The sequence below is a fragment of the Nocardiopsis sp. LDBS0036 genome (assembly GCF_041228755.1).
GTDB classification, from domain to species: domain Bacteria; phylum Actinomycetota; class Actinomycetes; order Streptosporangiales; family Streptosporangiaceae; genus Nocardiopsis; species Nocardiopsis dassonvillei.
Window position 1 is genome coordinate 565,930 of sequence record NZ_CP141103.1, and the last position, 19,012, is coordinate 584,941.

The 19,012-nt window shown below is 74.8% G+C and carries 19 protein-coding genes; 14 read left to right on the top strand and 5 right to left on the bottom strand.

All coding sequences use genetic code 11. The features are described from left to right. Positions 1–273: 273 nt before the first annotated feature. On the bottom strand, positions 274–849 hold the full coding sequence (locus UIS43_RS02245; protein WP_013152745.1) for a snapalysin family zinc-dependent metalloprotease: 576 nt from the start codon (positions 847–849) through the stop codon (positions 274–276). A gap of 219 nt (positions 850–1,068) precedes the next feature. On the opposite strand from UIS43_RS02245, the gene UIS43_RS02250 reads away from it, so the two are divergent. The 3 genes from UIS43_RS02250 to UIS43_RS02260 all read left to right on the top strand — a co-directional run bounded on the left by UIS43_RS02250 (position 1,069) and on the right by UIS43_RS02260 (position 4,173). After that, a complete protein-coding gene (locus tag UIS43_RS02250; protein WP_370012285.1) occupies positions 1,069–2,106 on the top strand; it encodes a hypothetical protein in 1,038 nt (345 codons plus the stop codon). Between the two features lie 93 nt (positions 2,107–2,199). Further along, positions 2,200–2,802 carry a helix-turn-helix domain-containing protein gene (locus tag UIS43_RS02255; RefSeq protein ID WP_013152747.1) on the top strand — a complete coding sequence of 201 codons (603 nt, stop codon included), beginning with the start codon at positions 2,200–2,202 and terminating at the stop codon, positions 2,800–2,802. A 180-nt stretch (positions 2,803–2,982) separates the two neighbouring features. Beyond that, complete coding sequence (locus tag UIS43_RS02260) at positions 2,983–4,173, top strand: DUF664 domain-containing protein (RefSeq protein ID WP_370012287.1); 1,191 nt, start codon at positions 2,983–2,985, stop codon at positions 4,171–4,173. 63 nt (positions 4,174–4,236) lie between these two features. On the opposite strand, the gene UIS43_RS02265 is transcribed toward UIS43_RS02260, so the two are convergent. Then, positions 4,237–5,517: an MFS transporter gene (locus tag UIS43_RS02265; RefSeq protein WP_370012288.1), complete on the bottom strand. Its 1,281-nt coding sequence runs from the start codon at positions 5,515–5,517 to the stop codon at positions 4,237–4,239. A 60-nt stretch (positions 5,518–5,577) separates the two neighbouring features. Here UIS43_RS02265 and UIS43_RS02270 point away from each other — a divergent pair, with 60 nt between their 5' ends. The 9 genes from UIS43_RS02270 (at position 5,578) to UIS43_RS02310 (ending at position 12,894) form a co-directional block, all read left to right on the top strand. Beyond that, a complete protein-coding gene (locus UIS43_RS02270; RefSeq protein WP_013152750.1) occupies positions 5,578–5,937 on the top strand; it encodes a helix-turn-helix transcriptional regulator in 360 nt (119 codons plus the stop codon). A 306-nt stretch (positions 5,938–6,243) separates the two neighbouring features. Next, positions 6,244–6,666: a hypothetical protein gene (locus UIS43_RS02275; RefSeq protein ID WP_370012290.1), complete on the top strand. Its 423-nt coding sequence runs from the start codon at positions 6,244–6,246 to the stop codon at positions 6,664–6,666. Positions 6,667–6,789: 123 nt separating this feature from the next. Then, the gene (locus UIS43_RS02280; RefSeq protein WP_370012291.1) at positions 6,790–7,473 is read left to right on the top strand and encodes a DsbA family protein; all 684 of its coding nucleotides are present in this window, start codon (positions 6,790–6,792) and stop codon (positions 7,471–7,473) included. Beyond that, the gene (locus UIS43_RS02285; RefSeq protein WP_370012292.1) at positions 7,470–8,114 is read left to right on the top strand and encodes a vitamin K epoxide reductase family protein; all 645 of its coding nucleotides are present in this window, start codon (positions 7,470–7,472) and stop codon (positions 8,112–8,114) included. Before UIS43_RS02280 ends, UIS43_RS02285 begins: the two co-directional genes overlap by 4 nt. A 100-nt stretch (positions 8,115–8,214) precedes the next feature. Further along, positions 8,215–9,336: an NAD(P)-dependent oxidoreductase gene (locus UIS43_RS02290; protein ID WP_094802491.1), complete on the top strand. Its 1,122-nt coding sequence runs from the start codon at positions 8,215–8,217 to the stop codon at positions 9,334–9,336. Positions 9,337–9,354: 18 nt separating this feature from the next. Further along, positions 9,355–10,125: a glycosyltransferase family 2 protein gene (locus tag UIS43_RS02295; protein ID WP_358171680.1), complete on the top strand. Its 771-nt coding sequence runs from the start codon at positions 9,355–9,357 to the stop codon at positions 10,123–10,125. Next, positions 10,122–10,790, top strand: coding sequence for a DUF2064 domain-containing protein (locus tag UIS43_RS02300; RefSeq protein WP_370012293.1), 669 nt, complete (start codon positions 10,122–10,124; stop codon positions 10,788–10,790). The genes UIS43_RS02295 and UIS43_RS02300 overlap by 4 nt, the downstream gene beginning before the upstream one ends. Then, entirely contained in the window at positions 10,787–11,500 is a 714-nt protein-coding gene (locus UIS43_RS02305) for a class I SAM-dependent methyltransferase (protein ID WP_370012294.1), read from the top strand. The genes UIS43_RS02300 and UIS43_RS02305 overlap by 4 nt, the downstream gene beginning before the upstream one ends. Further along, a complete protein-coding gene (locus UIS43_RS02310) occupies positions 11,497–12,894 on the top strand; it encodes a hypothetical protein (RefSeq protein ID WP_370012295.1) in 1,398 nt (465 codons plus the stop codon). The genes UIS43_RS02305 and UIS43_RS02310 overlap by 4 nt, the downstream gene beginning before the upstream one ends. Before the next feature lie 250 nt (positions 12,895–13,144). Here the strand turns inward: UIS43_RS02310 and UIS43_RS02315 are convergent, their stop codons facing one another. After that, a complete protein-coding gene (locus tag UIS43_RS02315; protein WP_370012296.1) occupies positions 13,145–14,755 on the bottom strand; it encodes an alpha/beta hydrolase in 1,611 nt (536 codons plus the stop codon). A gap of 480 nt (positions 14,756–15,235) precedes the next feature. Further along, entirely contained in the window at positions 15,236–15,868 is a 633-nt protein-coding gene (locus UIS43_RS02320) for a DUF2461 domain-containing protein (protein ID WP_370012297.1), read from the bottom strand. A gap of 325 nt (positions 15,869–16,193) precedes the next feature. Here UIS43_RS02320 and UIS43_RS02325 point away from each other — a divergent pair, with 325 nt between their 5' ends. Further along, positions 16,194–16,475, top strand: coding sequence for a hypothetical protein (locus tag UIS43_RS02325; RefSeq protein WP_013152760.1), 282 nt, complete (start codon positions 16,194–16,196; stop codon positions 16,473–16,475). A gap of 622 nt (positions 16,476–17,097) precedes the next feature. Here UIS43_RS02325 and UIS43_RS02330 read toward each other — a convergent pair. Further along, complete coding sequence (locus UIS43_RS02330) at positions 17,098–18,288, bottom strand: MFS transporter (protein ID WP_370012298.1); 1,191 nt, start codon at positions 18,286–18,288, stop codon at positions 17,098–17,100. Positions 18,289–18,353: 65 nt separating this feature from the next. Between UIS43_RS02330 and UIS43_RS02335 the strand changes: the two genes are divergently transcribed. Beyond that, entirely contained in the window at positions 18,354–18,947 is a 594-nt protein-coding gene (locus UIS43_RS02335) for a TetR/AcrR family transcriptional regulator (RefSeq protein WP_013152762.1), read from the top strand. Positions 18,948–19,012 lie beyond the last annotated feature (65 nt).

Below are 19,012 nucleotides of genomic sequence, written 5' to 3' on the forward strand. Positions count from 1 at the left end.
ATGACCGAGGCGGATACGCCCGGTCCGGTCGTGGCCCTTGTCCGGCCGCGCGGGACGATCCCTCCCTCCGCCGGAGGCGCGGCGGCCCCGTGCGGAGGCGGACGCCCGCGCGGTTGGCGGCGGCCCCGGCGGACGGGGCCCCGCTGCCCGCGAGGGCCGGTTCCGTCCGGGCGCGACGGGGTGCGCGACGCCCCGGGCCTCGGCCCGCCGATGCGGACCGAGGCCCGGGGCCGTCGGTTTCGGAGCCGGGGCGCCCGCGCGGGCGCGGTCGGCTCAGAAGCGGTCGACCAGGAGCTGTCCGTCGGCGGCGCGCTGGCCGCTCAGGCCGCTGCCGTAGTTGGCCTCCACCCGCGAGCGCTCGGAGGCGTTGGGGTAGCGGCTGGTGCAGTTCACGCCGCCGGTGGAGCCCGACATCAGCGACGAGCACGGGCCGGGCTTGGCGTCGGGCAGGCCCAGGCTGTGGCCGAGTTCGTGCGCGGCGATGCGCACCGCGTCGTAGCCCTGGGCGGTGCCCTGGCGGCCCATCCAGACGGTGACCTGTCCGCCCGGGCGCACCGGGCCCAGGTGGGCGCGGGGCCAGCCGTCGTCGGCGACGATCCGGATCTCGGCGCGCCGTCCGGCGGAGGCCGGTTCCAGGCGCACGTTGCTGACGCTGGAGTTCCACACGTTCACGGCCGAGGCGACGGCGGAGGTGTACTCCGCGGCCCTGCTGGCGTCGTAGTACAGGACGGTCTGGCGCAGCGGCTGGGTCTGCTCCGCGGGCGCGGCGGTGGCCGGCGCGGTGCCCACCAGCGTCAGCGCCAGGGCGCTCAGGGCGATCAGGACGGGCATGAGGACACGTCTCAGCATGGGGGTCTCCCGGGGGTGAGGGTGCTGATGTTGCCTGGTGACCCGGTGGGGTCGGGTCGATGCTATGTGTAGCGGTGTGCCGCCACAAGATGTGCGGAGCGCCTAATTGAGGCACCGCGTACCGGCCCGGGGCCTCTGGGGGAGAGGGCGCCGTTCTGTCGCAGACCTCCGATAAAACGGAGGAATCCGTACGCCACGACCGCCGCGAGGTACCCCCTGATGGACCGCCCCTCCCTGCCCCTGCCGCCCGCCGACGACGCGTCGCACGTGCCCGGGATGCTGCTCCTGCGCACCGACCACGACGACGAGGCCTGGGACGACGTCCTCTCCCGCATGGGCGAACTGCCCGGCCTGGTGGCGCCCGCCCCCGGCCAGGAAGCCCCCGCGGTGTCGGAGGCCCCCGTTCCCCGGCGCCTGGTCGTGGTGGACGACCCCGCCTGGCGGGGCGCCACCCCCGAGGAGGTGGGCGGGGCCCTGGGCCGGGACGGGGCGTGGACCCCGGACGTGGTCCTGCTCGCCAACGACAGGACCACGGCCAACGCCGGTCCGCGCCCGCTGCTGGCGTTTCGCGGCACCGGCGGGGAGGTGTTCCGGATCACGCCCCGCCAGGCGGCCCTGACCTACCTGGTGATGCACTGTCAGGACCTGGACACGGTCCTGGACGACTTCGAGGAGTGGGCCCCGGCCGAACCCGAATGGGAGGCCGAGGAGGACGAGACGGTGGAGGACTGGGAGTCCGGCCTCCCCGATCCCGTGGGCGCCCACCTGGAGGACCTGGACGCCCCGCCCCGCTACGAGCCCCCGGCCCGGCCCCTGCCCCCGCTCACCCACGTCAACGACGGCCTGCTCGTGCGCACCGACTTCACCGACGAGGCCGCCTGGACCGCGCTCCTGGACACCGTGTACCGTCCGGGGTCGGGCTACGGGAATCCGATCGACGACTTCGGCGACTACGTCGGGGTCGTGGACGACCCGGTGTTCGAGGGCGCCACCCCCGAGCAGCTGATGTCGCTGGTACGCGCCGATCCGGAGGACTCCGACGAGGGCGTCGCGGACGCCCTGCTGGTGGCGGACCGGGCCGCCATGAGCGATCCGGAGCACCGGCTCCTGGTCGTCCCGCTGGAGGAACACGTGGGGCGCGTCTTCCGGCTCGTCCCGGAGAAGGCCGGGCTCATGCTGGTCAACCTGGCCATCGCCAACCAGGACGTCGAGGACTACATGGACACGGAGACGAAGGCCCGCATGCACGGGTGGTGACCCGTGAAGGCGGGGCTCTGCCCGGCCGGGCACGGAAGGGCGGAGCCGGAGCGGCCGCGGTGCGCGCGGGCCGCCGCGCGGTAGGTTGCGGATATGGATGAGAGCGGGAACCGCCGTGCCGACGAGGGCGACGCCGAGGTGCTGCGCGCCGTGGGCGCGCGGCTGCGGCGCCTGCGCAACCGCGCGCGGCTGACCCTCGCCGAGCTGTCGGAGCGCACGGGGGTCACCCCGAGCACGCTGTCGCGTCTGGAGACCGGGCGGGTGCAGCCGACCCTGGGCCAGCTGCTCCCGCTCTCGCGCGTGTACCGGGTGCCCATCGACGAACTGGTGGACGCGCCCAGGGTGGGCGACCCGCGGGTGCACCTGCACCCGGTACGCCGCTTCGGCCTGACGTTCGTCCCGCTCACCCGGCGCGCGGGCGGGGTCCAGGCGTACAAGGTCCTCTACCCGCCGGCGCGGACGCTTCCGCCGCCCGAGCTGCGCACACACGAAGGACACGAGTGGTTCTACGTGCTCTCGGGGACCGTCCGGCTGGTCCTGGGCGCCGAGCAGGACCTGCTGCTGGGCGCGGGGGAGGCGGCCGAGTTCGACACCCGGACCCCGCACTGGATCGGCAACCCGGCCGAGCACGAACCGGCGGAGACCATCGCGATCTTCGGCACCCAGGGCGAACGCGTCCACCTGCACGGGACCTGAGGGGGACGGGCGCGCGGAGCGGCCGGGCGCCCGCTCGCGGCGGCTCCGCGACCGGCACGCCGGAGGCGCGGCCGCCGGGGGAGAGGCCCAGGACCACCGGGGACGCGCCGCGCGCACGTGCTTTTGCAGTTCTGCACGAGAGCTGGCTCCGCTGCCCCGGCGGCGCGAACACTGGCGTCCATGGAGACAGACAAGAACACCTCGCCCAGCCGGGAGTTCTGGGAACCCCGCTACCGGGGCGGGGACCCCTCGACGCCGCCGCCCGGCCCCAACGCGGCCTTCGCCCGCCTCGCCGGGGAACTGGCCCTGGTGCCACCGCCGGAACCGGAGCGCGGGGCGGACGCGCGCCGCGCCCTCGAACTCGCCTGCGGCCGGGGCGGGGACGCCCTGTGGCTGGCGGGCCGGGGATGGGACGTCACGGCCGTCGACGTCGCGGAACACGCCCTGGCCGTGCTGGCCGAGCGGGCCCGCCGGGCCGGGGTAGGGGACCGCCTCACCACGCGGCGCCACGACCTGGCGCTGTCGGTGCCCGACGCCGGACCGTGGGACCTGGTCTACGCGAACTACTTCCACACCCCGGTGGACATCGACCGTGACGCCGTGCTGCGCCGGGTCTCGCGGTCGGTGGGCGGGGGCGGGCTGCTGGTCGTGATCGACCACGCGTCCAGTGCGCCCTGGTCCTGGGAACAGCGCGACGACTTCCCCGCCCCCGAGGAGCTGTGGCGGTCGCTGGACCTGGGCGCGGACTGGACCGGCCTCGTGTGCGAGCGGCGTTCGCGGCTGGCCCACGGCCCCGACGGCCGCAGCGCGCGGGTGAGCGACAACGTGGTGGTGGCCCGGCGCCGTACGGGGGCGACGCCGAAGGGTTCGACGAGGACGGCCGATGCACCCTCGCGCCGACGCGACCAGCCCCCGCCCGGGACGGGGTCCGCGGAGAAGGAGGTCCTCACGGGGTTCCTGGCCTACCTGCGCGAGAGCGTCCTCGCCAAGCTGGACGGCGCGCCGGAGCAGCACGTGCGCACTCCGGGCGTCGCGTCCGGCACGAACCTGCTCGGACTGGTCAAGCACCTGGCCCACGTCGAGCGCGCCCTCTTCCTCGGGGAGGAGGTCGGCGACTGGCAGGCCACGTTCCACGCCGACACCGGTGAGACCACGGCTGGCGTTCTGGAGGGATACCGCGCGGCCGTGGCCGCCGCCGACCGTGCCATCGCCGACTGCGACGACCTCGGCGGGCCCGCGCACGCGGGGCGCCGGAACGGACCGGCCCCGTCGATGCGGTGGGCGCTCGTGCACATGATCGAGGAGACCGGCCGCCACGCCGGGCACCTGGACATCCTCCGCGAACTGGTGGACGGCCGGACCGGTCGCTGAACGCCGCCGCGACGTCCCCCGCGCCCCTCCCCCTGCCTCATGGGCGGGGCCGGGGCGGGGGCGTCAGCGGTCCCCGGCCGCGGGGGAGGGGTCCGCGGTGACCGCGCCGGGGCGCCACAGGCCCGCCGCCGCCAGGGCGCACGCGCCCGTGAGCACCCCGGCGCCGCCCAGCACCAGGACCGGTTCCAGGCCCCCGGCCCACCCGGCCAGCGGGTAGGTGAGCAGGAAGCAGGCGTGGGAGAGCGAGAACTGGGCGGCGAAGACCCCCGCCAACGCGCCCTCGGGAGCGGCCTCGCGCAGCAGCCGCCCCGTGGGCGCGGACACCAGCGCGCACCCCGCGCCCAGCACCGCCCATCCCGCGCCGAGCACCAGCGGTCCCGGCGCCAGGGCCCAGCCCGGCGCCAGGGCCGCCGCTCCCGCCGTGAGGACGCCGGGACCGGTGAGCATGAGCGCGCGCGTGCCGAACCGCTCCACCAGCGCCCCCAGGGCCAGCGCCACCGCCATGGAACCGCCGCCGAAGCAGGCCAGCACCAACGCCACGGCGGTGTCGCCGCCGCCCAGGTGGGAGCGGACGAGGACGACGGTGTCGACCAGGACCAGGGCGGTGACCACGGCCACCGCCGTGTTCAACGCCGTCAGCGCCAGCAGGCGCCGGTCGGTGCCGAAGGCCCGCCAGCTCGCCACGGCCCGGCGGGGACTCCGCGACCCGGGCGTCGGGGCGGGCAGCGCCGTGGCGGCCACCAGGGCGGCGGAGGCGGCGAAGCCGAGCGCGGTCAGCGCGAACAGGCCGTCGAAGGGGATCGCGAGCAGCACGAGAGCGGCCAGCAGCGGCGAGGCCAGCGCCTCCAGGTCATAGGCCAGCCGCGACAGGGCCAGCGCCGAGGTGTAGCCGCGGTCGTCCACCAGTTCGGGGATGACCGCCTGGAAGGTGGGGGTGAAGGTCGCCGAGGCGCACTGGAGCACGGCGATGAGCGCGTACACCTGCCAGACCTGGTCCACGAACGGCAGACAGGCCACCGCCAGGGCGCGCACCGCGTCCGAGCCCACCAGCACCGCCTTGCGCGGGGCCCGGACCAGGGCCGCGGTCAGCAGCGGCCCCGCGCCCACGTAGGCGAGCATCTTGACGGTCAGGGCGGTGGCCACCACCTGCCCCGCCCGGCCCGGAGCCAGTTCGTAGGCCAGCAGCGCCAGGGCGACCGTGGCCAGCCCGGTGCCCGCCAGCGCCACGACCTGGGCGTAGAACAACCTGCGGTAGGAAGCGAAGTCCGTCAGCACCCGCCACACCACGACCACCACCCGGAGAAGAAGGAAGAGCACGACCAGGCGCACCATATACGTGCGCAAGTACGCACATGATGTCATATTCCGCGGGGTCCTCCCTCCTCCGGGCCCTAGACTGCGCACATGCGCACCAGCGACGAGCAGGCCGTCCCCAGCCGCGTGCACCCGGCTCCGCCCGAACCCGAGCGGCTCGCCGTGGCCGCGAGCGTGTTCGCCCTGCTGGCCGACCCCACCCGGCTGCATCTGCTGTGGACCCTGGCCGGGGGCGAGGCGGACGTGGGCCAGCTGACCGAGGCCTGCGGAGCGTCGCGCACCGCCGTCTCCCAGCACCTGGCCAAACTGCGCCTGGCCGGTCTGGTGGAGTTCCGCAAGGAGTCCCGGCACGCCATCTACCAGCTGCGCGACGGCCACCTGCGCCGCCTGGTGCTGGAGGCGCTCAACCACGCCGACCACGTCGTGACGGGCGAGCCCTTCCACGACTGAGGCCGGGCCAGCGGGCACCGCACGGCGCACACGGCGCGAACGGGCCGCGCACCCGCCCGGAGCGGGGCCGAAGGGCGGAGCCCGGTCCGGCAGGCCGCCCCGGGGCGGCCGCGCCGCCGCGGGGCCGAGGCGGCCGCGAGGCCCGCGCCCCGGCCCGGGGGAAGTCCGACGAGCGGTTCGCGCCTGCCGGAGCCCTGCTCGCGGGAGGCGCTTCCGGGCCAGGGGCCCACCGTCAGAACCCGTGGCGGTTCCCCCTATCCCGTGGCCGCCGAAGGCCCCGGCGACACCACCGCTACAGTTCCTGGCATGGACCGGCACACCTCCACGCGGCGACAGCGCACCCTCGCGGTGCCGCTGGTCGCGCTGGTGCTCATGTGCTTCATGTGCGCGCTGTGCCACAGCACGGACCCGGTCGCCCAGGTCGTTCCCGCAGCCACAGCTACCACTGCCGCCGCGACGGCCGACTGCCCGGAGCGGCCCCGGGAGGCCGCCGCGGTCACCGACGCGGCCCCGGCCCCGGCCCCGCAGGCCGCGCACGCGTGCGAGGTCACCGAGGGACACGGATTGCCCACCGCGCCGCCCCTGTTCCTCGTCGCGCTCGGCGTCGCCCTGGTCCTCGCGCTCCTGCTGGCCCCGCGGCCGGGACCGGCCCCGCGCCCCGTCAGCCGCCCGCCCCTGGCACCCCACGGGTACGGGCTGCTGACCCTGCTCTGCGTCCAACGGGTCTAGGACACGGTCACCCGCCCCCTCCCCGCGCCCCGCGCGAGGGGGCCCAGCCGCGCCTCGCGCGGCCCCTCCCCGTGACCGTTCCCCGGGCGCGCTCCGCCGCGCCCCGCACCCCAGGACACCCACATGAGCAAGAACCTCGGCATCACCCTCGGCCTGATCATGGTCGCCGTCATCGGACTGGGCCTCCTCATCGCCCTCGACGACCGGGGCGGCACCGCCCCCGCGGCCCCGGACGGCTCCGCCGACCCGCAGGCCGCACCCACCGCACCGGCCGGGCTCCTGGTCCGCGAGGACAGCCGCCACCTCGACCGGGTGGAGGAGGCGCCGGTGACGGTCGTGGAGTTCCTCGACTTCGAGTGCGAGGCCTGCCGCGCCCAGTTCCCCGTCATGGAACGGATCCGCGAGGACTACGACGGGCGGATCAATACGGTCATCCGCTACTTCCCCATGCCCGGGCACACCAACGCCGAGCCCGCCGCCGCGGCCGTGGAGGCCGCCGCCCAGCAGGGCGCGCTGGAACAGATGTACGTCCGGATGTACGAGACCCAGGCCGAGTGGGGCGAGTCCCGGGACTCCAAGGCCGAGGTGTTCGTCGGCTTCGCCGAGGACCTGGGCCTGGACACGGAGGAGTTCGCCCGGGCCGTGGAGGATCCCGCCACGCTGGAGCGCGTGCGGTCCGACTTCCGGGACGGCGTGGCCCTGGGCGTGCGGGGCACCCCGACCATCTTCGTCAACGGCCGTCCCACCCCGAGCATGCCCGGCTACGAGGTGCTCTCGGCGATGATCGACCGGGAGCTGGAGGGTTGAACACCACTACCGCGCCCCGCCGCGCCGCGGCGTCCCCGCCCGGGGCCGCGACACCCGTCATCAGCCGGGCCCTGCCCTGGCTGCTCACCCTGGGCGGCGGCGCCGGGCTGCTCGCGGCCCTGGCCCTGCTGGTGGAGAGGATCCGGGTGCTGGCCGACCCCGGGCACGTGCCCGCGTGCAGCCTCAACCCGGTGCTCTCCTGCGGCACCGTCATGGCCACCCCGCAGGCCGAGGTCTTCGGCGTGCCCAACCCGGTCATCGGCGTGGTCTGCTTCGCCGTGGTCACCACCGCGGGCGCGGCGCTGGCCGCCGGGGCGCGCCTGGACCGCTGGTTCTGGCTCGGACTCCAGGCGGGCGTGGTGTTCGGCGCCGTCTTCGTGCACTGGCTGATCTTCCAGAGCCTGTACCGCATCGGCGCGCTGTGCCCGTACTGCCTGGTCGTGTGGGCGGTGACGATTCCCCTCTTCTGGTACGTCACGCTGCACAACGTGCGCTCCGCGCACCTGCCCGCGCCGGCGTGGGCCGCCGTACCCCTGGACCTGCTGGCCCGCAACCACACCGTCGTGCTCACCGTGTGGGCGCTGGCGGTCGTCGGCGCGGTCGCCCAGGCGTTCTGGACCTACTGGTCCACGCTGCTGTGAGCCCGTCATCCCGGGCGGGCCGCCGCGCGCGTCGGCGGATCGGCGCCGACGCGCGTGGCGCAACCCGTGACGGAGCGTGCGCGAAACGTAGGTTGGGTCCATGCGCGTACTGGTCACGGGTGGTGCCGGGTTCATCGGATCGAGGGTCGCGGAGGAACTCCGCCTGGCCGGGCACGAGGCGGTCACCCTCGACGCCTACCTGCCCCAGGCCCACACCGGGAGGGACACCGAGCACAGAACCGTGGACGTCGTGGGCGACGTCCGGGACGGCGAGATCGTCGAACGCGCCCTGCGGGGCGTGGACGCGGTCTGCCACCAGGCGGCGATGGTGGGGCTGGGCTCCGCGGACTTCCTGGACGCCCCCGACTACGTCCGCTGCAACGACCTGGGCACGGCGGTCCTGCTGGCCGCCATGGCCAGGACCGGCGTCCGCGACATCGTCATGGCCGGTTCGATGGTCGTCTACGGGGAGGGGCGGTACACGTGCCCCGAGCACGGCGACGTCCGCCCCGGTCCGAGGGCGGAGGCGGACCTGCGGGCGGGGGTGTTCGACCCGCCGTGCCCCCGGTGCGGGGCGCCGCTCGTGCCCGGCCTGGTGGGGGAGGACGCGCCGAGCGACCCGCGCAACGTCTACGCCACCACGAAGCTGGCGCAGGAGCACCTGTGCGCGGCGTGGGCCCGGTCCGTCGGCGGACGCGCGGTGTCGCTGCGCTACCACAACGTGTACGGGCCGGGGATGCCGCGCGACACCCCGTACGCGGGCGTGGCCTCCTTCTTCCGCTCGGCGCTGGCCCGGGGCGAGGCGCCCCGCGTGTTCGAGGACGGCCGCCAGCGGCGCGACTTCGTGCACGTGGGAGACGTGGCGCGGGCCAACGTGGCGGCCCTGGAGGCCGTCGCGGGCAGGGCCCCGGGGGAGCTGTCCGCCTTCAACACCGGCAGCGGGACCCCGCACACCATCGGCGAGATGGCCCGGGCGCTCGCGGACGCGCACGGCGGCCCGGAGCCCCTGGTCACCGGCGAGTACCGGCTCGGCGACGTCCGGCACATCACCGCCTCCTCCGACCGGCTGAGGCGGGAGCTGTCCTGGCGGCCCAGGGTCGGCTTCGCCGAGGGGATGGCCGAGTTCGCCCGCGCCGAACTGCGCGGTTCGACCGGTTCGGCGGCGCCGGAGGCCGAGGTGTCCGCGTGTCGCGACCGCCTTTCCCGGCCTGTGTCCACATGACTTCGTAGCGTAACCAGGGTGAGTACAGAACCACACGAGTACGGCCAGGACGAACCGGCGCAGGCGCCGCCCGACACGGCGGGCGGCGACCCGCCGCCACCGGTCGACGTGGTGCTGCCCTGTCTGGACGAGGCGTCCGCCCTGCCCTGGGTCATCGAACGCGTCCCACCGGGGTGGCGGGCGATCGTCGTGGACAACGGGTCCACGGACGGCTCGGCGGGCATCGCCGCGGAGCTGGGGGCCCTCGTCGTCTCCGAACCCCGCAGGGGGTTCGGCGCGGCGTGCCACGCGGGCCTGTCCGCCGCGACCGCCGAGTTCGTCTGCTTCTGCGACTGCGACGCCTCCCTGGACCCCGCCCTGCTCCCGCGGATGGTGGAACGGGTGCGGGTCGGCGGGGCGGACCTGGTCCTGGGCAGGCGGCGCCCCGTCCGCCGGGGGGTCTGGCCGGCGCACGCCAGGATCGGCAACGCCGTCGTCGCGCGGATGCTGCGTTCGCGGACCGGGGTGCGGGTGCGCGACATCGGCCCGATGCGCGCCGCCCGCAGGGTGGACCTGCTCAAGCTGGGGATGACCGACCGGCGCTCGGGCTACCCGTTGGAGACGGTCGTGCGCGCCGCCGACGCCGGGTGGCGGGTCGACGAGGTGGACGTCCCCTACCTGCCCAGGTCGGGGGCCTCCAAGGTGACGGGGACGTGGCGCGGCACGTGGACCGCCGTGCGCGACATGACGGCGGTGCTGCGCGAGCCGCCGGGCCCGGAGGGCGTGCGCGCGAGGGGAGGGCGGCCATGACCCGGGCCGGTGACCCCGACCTCCCGGCAGGGGGGACCACCCTGCTGGTGATCGCCAAGGAACCCGTCCCCGGACGGGTCAAGACACGGCTGACCCCCGAGTACTCGCCGAGGGAGGCCGCCGCGGTCGCCGAGGCCGCCCTGGCCGACACCCTGCACACGGTGCGCTCGCTCCCCGCCAGCAGAAGGCTCCTGGTGCTGGAGGGGCGGCCCGGACCCTGGCTCCCGCCGGGGTTCGAGGTGGTCCCGCAGTCGGGCGGCGGGCTCGACGAACGGCTCGCGCACGCCTTCGCCCGGTGCTCGGGCCCCTCCCTGCTGATCGGTATGGACACCCCCCAGGTGAGCGGGGAACTCCTGGGGCCCGCCCTGGCCCCGGACGCCTGGGAGCGCGCCGACGCGTGGTTCGGCCCGAGCGAGGACGGGGGCTTCTGGGCGCTCGGCCTGGCCGACCCCGACCCCCGCCTGCTGCGCGGCGTCCCGATGTCCACGCGGCACACCGGGCGGTTCCAACGCGCGCGACTGGTCGAGGCCGGGCTGCGCGTACGCGACCTGGACGTGCTCATGGACGTGGACACGCCCCGCGACGCCGCGCTGGTGGCCTCGCTCGTCCCCGGCAGCCGCTTCGGCAGGGCGGTCGGGCTCGCCAGAGCGGGGTGTCGGCGGTGAGCGCGACCGAGACCGGGGTCGACACGAGGCCGGCCCCGTGGCTGTGCGACCCCTACTCGCGGGCGCTCGCCGACGGCCGCGGCCCCCTCTTCCTGCGACGGCCCGACGGGTGGATGCTGCGCCTGGACGTCGAACGCTGGTGCGGGGGGACCGACGCCGCGGACGAGAGCGTGCTGGAGCGCTGTGAGGGCGACACGCTGGACGCCGGGTGCGGGCCCGGGCGCATGGTGGTCGCGCTCGCCGCCCGGGGCCGCCGGGCGCTGGGCGTGGACATGAACCCCGTGGCCGTGTCGCGCGCGGTCGAGGCGGGCGGCCGGGCGGTGTGCGCCTCGGTGTTCGACCCCCTGCCCGGCGAGGGGGGCTGGCGCACCGCGCTGCTGGTGGACGGCAACATCGGTATCGGCGGAGCCCCCGGGGGCCTGCTCGCCCGCATGCGTGAGGTCGTGCTGCCCGGCGGCCTGCTCATCGTCGAGACCGCCGCCCACGAAGTCCACGAGTGCGTGACGGTGCAGGTCACCGACGGCCGGGGGGAACCGGGTCCCCCGTTCCCGTGGGCGCGGATCGGCCCCCGCGCCCTGCGGTGGTGCGCGCGGGAGAGCGGGTGGGAGTGGTCGGAGGCCTGGCAGGTGCGGGGGCGCCGGTTCGCGGCACTGCGCGCGCCTCGGGGCAACCCGGCGCCGGGACCCGTCCGTCCCGCGGTGACGGCGTGACGCGGCCCGGGCTCCACCAGCGCGACGTCCGGGGCGTGGTCGGCACCGCTTGGACGGGAGCGCGCGCCGACCTGTCCGCGGCGGCCCTGGCCGCGCTCCTCTTCGCGGCGGCCGCGGTTCTCGGCACCCGCATCGAGCGCGCCCACGGAGTCCTGCACGTGGACTGGCCGCCGCTGTACGCGTCCTGGTTCCCGCACACGGGGCCCGGCACGGTCCCCGCCCTGGCCCTGGCCGTTGTGGTGGCGGTCTGCGGTCCCGCGGTGGCGCGGGCCCTGCCCTGGCGCGTCCTGGTGTGGGCCGTCTGGGCCGCGTCCGTGCTCTGGACCACCGCGCTCGCGCTGGTCGACGGTTGGCGGCGCGGGATCGTCGGCCGCCTGCTGTCGCCCCACGAGTACCTGGCCTCGGTCGACCGCTTCGAGGACGTGGGCGCGGCGCTGAGCACGTTCACCCGGCACATCCTCATCGGACAGCCCGACAACTGGCCCACGCACGTGGCCGGACACCCCCCGGGCGCCGTCCTGACCTTCGTCGCGCTGGACCGGATCGGCCTGGGCGGCGGGGCGTGGGCCGGGATGTGGTGCGTCGTGGTCGGCGGCTCGGCCGCCGCCGCGGTCCTGGTCGCGATGCGCGCGCTCGGCGCGGAGTCGGCGGCCCGCCGGGCGGCCCCGTTCCTCGTGCTGCTGCCCGCCGCGGTGTGGGTGGGCACGTCGGCGGACGGGTACTTCGCGGCGGTCACCGCGTGGGGCCTGGCCCTGCTCGCCGTGGCCGCGGCGCCCGGCGCGCGGGCGCCGCGCGCCACCGCGCTGGCGGCCGGTCTGCTCCTGGGGTGGTCGGTGTACCTGTCCTACGGGCTCGTCCTCATCGGGATCCCGGCCGTGGCGGTGCTCCTGTGCGCGCGGACCGCGCGCCCCCTGCCCTACGCGCTGCTGGGCGCCCTGGCCGTCGCCGCGGCCTTCACGGCGGCCGGTTTCCGGTGGTGGGAGGGCTACCACCTGCTCGTGGAGCGCTACTACCAGGGGTTCGCGTCGGTGCGGCCCTACGGCTACTGGGTCTGGGCGAACCTGGCCGTGGCGTGCCTGACGACCGGACCCGCGACGGCGGCGGGCCTGCGCCGGGTGCTGGCGCGCCTGCCAGGAGCGGTGCGCGGCCCGCGCCGGGCGCCGTCCCGGGAGGAGGCCACGACGGCCCTGCTGGTGGCCGCCGCCCTCGGCGCGGTCGTGGCCGCCACCCTGTCGGGGATGAGCAAGGGCGAGACCGAACGCATCTGGCTGCCGTTCGTGCTGTGGCTCGTCCCGGCCGCCGCCCTTCTTCCGGACCGCCACCACAGGGCCTGGCTGGCCGCCCAGGCGGCCACGGCGCTCGCGGTCAACCACCTGCTGCTCACCGGTTGGTGAGCCGGGGCGCTCCGCGGGGCCGGTGCCCGAAGCCCCCGGCGTCCTCGCGGGCACCGGCGAAGGAACGCGCCCGTGGCGCGCCGGGGGCGTCTCCGGGTGTGACCGGCCGTGGGTTGACGGAGTCGGCGGACAGCGGGCGTAGGCCGGGTGTCTCCGGACGCGACCGGACGTGGGGACGCCGAGGGGCGGGACGGGCGGTGCCGTCCCGCCCCTCATCGCTCCGGAGTGGCGATCGTCCCCGACCGTGTGCTCAGGCGGTGTCCTGGAGCCGGTCGAGGGTTTGGGTCCGCGAGCGCTGGACCTCCTCGTCCAGTCCCAGGCCGGAGGCCCCGGACGCCCCGCAGGAGACGTCCCGCTCCGGGAACTCGCCGTCGACCAGGTAGCTCGTGGCCACGTCCCAGGCGCAGGGGTTGTCGCCGTAGACGTAGGCGCCGTGACCGCTGTCGTCGACGCTCACCAGCCGGGAACGCTGACCGAACTCCTCGTCCAGCAGCACTCCGCCCAGGTGCGGCGTGGCCGGGTCGCGCAGGTTCTGCATGATGAGGACGTTGGCCGGACCCTCCCCGGTGATCTCCACCGCGGGTTCGGACGGGGCGTCGTTCCAGTAGGCGCAGGGCATGACGTTGGCGCTGGCCGCGCCGTACATCGGGTATCTCTCCCGGTCCTCGGCCACGCCCTGCTGGTACGCGGCCAGGTCCTCGGGCCACTCGACGTCGTTGCAGGTCGTCGCGAGGAACACCGACCAGGCGTTGTCGGAGGGCCACAGCTCGCCCGTCGCCGCCCCGGCGCCGCCGAGCCCGCTCTCCTCCATGTGCCGCCGCACCGCCTCCTCGTCCGCGAGGCGCACCGACTGCCACAGCTGCGCCGTCCGCCCGTAGCTCCGCTCGTTGTACAGCCCCACGAAGACGGCCAGCCGGAAGACGTGGCCGTCGACACCGGCCACCGGGCCCTCCTCGTCGAGCCGCTCGGCGGTCTCGAAGTAGGTCTCCCGCACCTGTTCGGGAGAGCCGCCCAGGCCGTAGCTGCCGTCGCGCTCCGCCGCCCACGCGGCGAAGTCGGGGAAGGTCTCCTCGAAGCCCAGGGCGAACCTGCGCATGCCGTCGTAGTCGAGGAAGGTGTCGCCGATGTTGCTGTCGAGCACGATCCGGTCGGTGCTCCCGGGGAACATCGAGGCGTAGGCCGCGCCCAGCGCCGACCCGTAGGACAGCCCGAAGAAGCTGGCCTCCTCCTCGCCCAGCGCGGCCCGGATCCGGTCCAGGTCGCGGGCCATGTTGGCCGTCGAGATGTGGCGCATCAGCCCGTTCCCGTCGCTGCGCGCGCACTGGTCGGCGACCCCCTCGGCGACCGCGGCCTGCTCGGTGACCGCCGTCTCGTCGACCGCGTAGGGCGGGATGTTGCCGAAGTACTCCTGGTCGGTGGTGAAGCCGCAGCTCACCGCGGAGGAGTGCCCGACCCCGCGGGTGTCCATGCCGATCAGGTCGTAGCTGTTCAGGACGCTGGCGGGCACGCCCAGGGAGGCCAGGTCCGCGGGCATCGACAGCCCGGACCCGCCCGGGCCGCCCGGGTTGAGCAGCAGCACGCCGCGCCTCTGGTCCGGCTCCGTGCTGGCCAGCCGCGACACCATGATCTCGATCCGGTCGCCGTCGGGGTCGTCGTAGTCCACGGGCACCGGCACGGTGGCGCACTCCAACGGGTACGTCCCGGTCGGGACGTCCTCGGGGCAGGCACCCCACTCCAGTGCCGTCGTCGGCGCCCCGCCCCGTTCGTCGGCCGCCGCCGGCACCGGGGCGACCAGCGAACCGGCCAGACATACCGCCACCATCGGGAGCAGGCTCCGGCCCGCGCTCCGCCTTCGTCCCATGTCCCCAGCCTCCTGGATCTCGATTTCACCGGCGTCCTGGCGGGCACAGCTCTTCCGCCGTCCGTCGCGGGAGGGCCGTGACCGCCGTCGCCGGAGGCACGTGTCCAGCCTGCTGTCACTCCGACGAGTCCACCAGTGACACCGTGTCATGGGATGACGGTGAGAACCTCACGGGAAAACCGTGACAGGCACACATCGTTCGTGGGTGGTGTCGGCGTGTGACGGGGCCGGGGTGCCGCGCGGCGGCACGTAGCGGGGGAGCGGTGCATGGACCCGCCTTCCGTGCTCAGGGCGCGCGCGAGCGCGGACTCCCCCGCGGATCAGGCAGGTCGTTGCGGGGAACGTACCACCGCTCCCGGAGACGCAGGACCGGCCACGGGCGGTAGCCGGGACGCGGAGCCCGCTGACCGGGTTCCGCGTGCGCGGCGGATCAACGCGCGGCGGGAGGCCGTGCCCGGTGGGAGCCCGCGTCCGGTGGGATCAGCTGGTGACGTGCCGGTCGAGCCAGTCCATGAGGGGGCCGGTGGCCCGCCAGTCCGCGCGCACGGTGTCCAGGAGCTTCGCGGACAGCGGCACGTCCGACCGCCGCACGTTGTGCTCGGCCCCCAGGGAGCGGTGGCGCAGCAGGTGCACGCGCGGGTGGTCGCCGCTGTACCCGCGCGGGTGGGTCTTGAGGGTGTCGCCGACGATGTCGAAGCCCCGGGCCTTCAGCTCATCGACGATCCGCGCCAGCCGCGGCCCCTGGCGCTCGTCGTCCACGCCGTCGCGGTAGCGCTCCACCTGCGCGCCCGACATCGCGTGGTAGCCCGCGCCCACCGAGAGCCCCTCCAGGCCGAGCTGGAGGTAGTAGCCGACCGGCCCCTGGGACTGGCTGACCAGGCCCACGTGGGTCTTGTACGGGCTCTTGTCGTGGGAGAAGCGCACGTCGCGGTTGGGGCGGCCCACCTTCATCGGGCCGAAGTCCTCCTCCAGCGCCTCGGCCAGGGCGCGCGCGGGCTCTCGCACCGCGCGCACGTACACCTCGTGGTGGCCGTGGAAGTAGTCCTTGGAGTTGTCCCGGGCCAGGCCGTCGAAGAACGCGAAGGTCTCCTCGGTGAAGCCGGTGAAGTCCATCCCTCTCCTCGTGCTGTGGCGGACGCGCGCCCGCCGTCCTACCCCGCCGGCGCCTACCCGAACCCGGCCACCGACCGCAGGGCCTGTCAGGGGCGGTCTCCAAGGCCGCCTGGAGCGGGTGTGGCGCGCGGCGTGGTGTCGGGCTTGGAAGTGTCCGCGAACGAGGGCGAGGAGTAAGGGATGACGAGGAACGAAAGCTCGCCTTCTGTGTCGAAGCCGATGTCAGCGGACCAAGGGAGAGGGAAGACGGGCCGGGGCTTTGCGAGGTCCCGAACGGTGGGACGCTGGATGTTGTCGGAAGAACACTGTGTTCTGGAGGGAATCGATGAGATACGTCAAGGTCGCATGGATCCATGATTTTTCCAACGAGCCGGTGCTCTATTTTAGTGAACTCGACGAGGGCGGATACGAAACCCGCAGGGTCCAGATCTATCGAGACGGGAGAGCCGAGTGGGCGGATGAAGATTTTGAGACCGGGGCCGTCGGTCTTGCGGAAATACCGTTCCCCCCTGTCGAAGAGATTTCCATCAGGGGAGAATTCGCTGCCGAGGAGATCGGCTCTGAGGAGTTCGGTCGCGCTTGGAGCGAAGCCCGTTCGAGTTCTTGACGTCCAACCGAATCCCGCGGGGTCGGTGCGTGATGGCGGGTGAGCGATAGTGGTCTCGCCCGCCGTGCAGCTTGCCTGGTTCGCGCCTGCGGGGTCCGCGGTGGGGGAGGCTCGGAGGGATTCCCGCGAGGACGTCGGCGCGTGGGTACTGAGCGCGGTGCTCTTCGTGGCGGGGGTGTTCCTGGTGTTGCGTCCCCCGCGCAGGCGCTTCGTCCGGTTCGGATGTTGACGGTCTGGAACCCGTCTGTGCGGTGCCCGTGCGCGCAGACGGATCCAGGCGCCATCGTGGGGCGGTGCGGTCTGGCCTCAGACCGCACCGCCCCAGGAGAACAGGGGTTGAGGAACACGGGAACCGAAACCCGCGCCGAGGGCCACTCGCCGGTCACATGTCCTGTCTTCGGGTATTCGGGAGAACGCCCCCTGCACGAGGGACGGCTCCCCCAGCGCGCCGAGGAGGCGAACGAGGCCCTCCAGTCCGTCGTAGAGGCGATACCCCGCTGGTGAGCGCTGCGCCGCGGGCAGGCGCGCTCCTCGTAGGAGCCCGGGTAGCGCACGCTCACCCGCGGTCCTGACCCCGCGGCGGTGGACAGGCCGGGACGATGCTCGTCGCGCCGTTGCGGGCTCAGGCGTCGGCTCTGGCGGGGGCGCGGCGGATCAGCGCGCTGAGCCCGAGACCAAGCCCGGCGGCCGCAGCGGCGGCGGCCGGGACCAGGCCGGGGCTCGTGGCGACCGCCGCGCCGCCGAGCACTCCGCCCAGGGCCGCCCCGACGTACACCGAACTGCTGTGCACCGCCATGGCCTGCGAGGCGGCGCGTGTACCCGCCCGGTCGAGCATGAGCGTCTGCAGGCTCGGCGGCACCGCCCACGCGGCGGCTGACCAGACCATGAGCAGGGGCACCACCGCCCACACGGGCACCGGGGCCACCAGCCACAGCAGGGCCATGGCGGACATCGTCAGGCAGAAGAGCACGACGGCGCACAGGAAGGCGCGGAAGGGCCCGAGGCGGTCCACCAGGCGGCCCGACGCCTGCGTGCCGAGCAGGCCGCCGACGCCGGAGCACACCAGCAGCACCGCCAACAGGGCGGGGGTGACGCCGGAGAGCCCGGAGAGGACGACCGCGATGTAGGTCTGGAAGGCGAGGTTTCCGGCCACGGTCAGGACGGTGATCGCCAGGACGACGGCCACGGTCCGGTTGACCAGAGGGCGGACGAGGTCCGCCGGGGCTTGGGGTTCCTGGTCGGTACCGTCCGCCCCGGCGGGCAGGGCGCGGGCGGCGAGGGCGAGGGAGGCCAGTCCCAGGAGCCCGCCGAACACGAAGGTCGCCTGCCAGCCCAGCAGGGCGCCGATCCACGTCCCGAGGGGGACGCCGATCAGGATGGCGCCGGTCAGGCCCGTCATGACGGTGGCCAGGTAGCGGCCCCTGCGCTCGGGCGGGGCCTGTGTGCTCGCGATCGCCAGGGAGGCGGGCAGGACCACCGCCGCCGCCAGCGCCGCCACGACCCGCAGGGCCACGAGCGGGAGGTAGCCGTCGACGAGCGGGACGACCACGTTGGCGGCCGTGAACACGGCCAGGGCCCAGAACAGGGCCCGTCTGCGGGAGATCCGGGCGAACAGGACCGCCCACAGGGGTGCGGTGAGCGCGTAGACGAGGGAGTAGACGGTGACGAGCTGTCCGGCCGCGGCCTCCGACACGTCCACATCGAAGGCGATCGAGGGGAGCACGCCGATGATGATGAAGTCGTCCGTCTGGACCGCGAAGGCGGCCAGTGCCAGGGCGAGGAGCCACAGGGGAGGCCGTTGGGAACCACTCATGGGATAACGGTAACAAGTGTTTCCCTTATCCGTGTGCCAAAGTGGCCTTCCGGAGGTGGGGCACCATGCCACGGATCGCGGACCCGCGCCGTCGCCGGGACGTCGTCGACGCGGTGATCGGCCAGCTCTCCCGCACGGGCATCGGTAACTTCTCGCTGCGGGCCCTGGCCGAGGGGCTCGGGCAGAGCACCCGTGTGCTCACCCACCACTTCGCGGACAAGGACGCCCTCGTCGCCGCCGTGCTGGAACGGCTGGACGAGCAGCAGCACGAGGCCCTGCGCGCCACCCCGGGCTGGGAGGACCCCTCCGTGCCGGTCGGCGCCATCGTCCGCTCCACGTGGGAGCGCAACCTCGGCTCCGGTGAGGTGGCCACGACCCGCCTGATCCGCGAGATCGAGGGCCTGGCCGCCAGCGGCAGGCTTCCGTGCCCGGTGCCGGGCTTCGCCCGCAGGCGCGCGGAGTTCGTCGCGGCGTGCCTGGCCGCGCGCGGCCTGGACCCCAAGGCGGCCCTCGTGCACGCCACCGTGCTCAACGCCGCCTTCGCCGGTCTGGAGACCGACTTCCTCATCACCGGTGACCGGGAGCGGACCGAGGCCGCCCTGGAGGACCTGTGCGCCTGGATCGACTCCCGCGTGGCCGGAGCACGACCCGGCGGGTGAGGGGGAGGGCCCGGCGCCCGGCGGATCGCCGGGTGCCCGGCCCGCGCACCCCTCCTCCTGGTCAG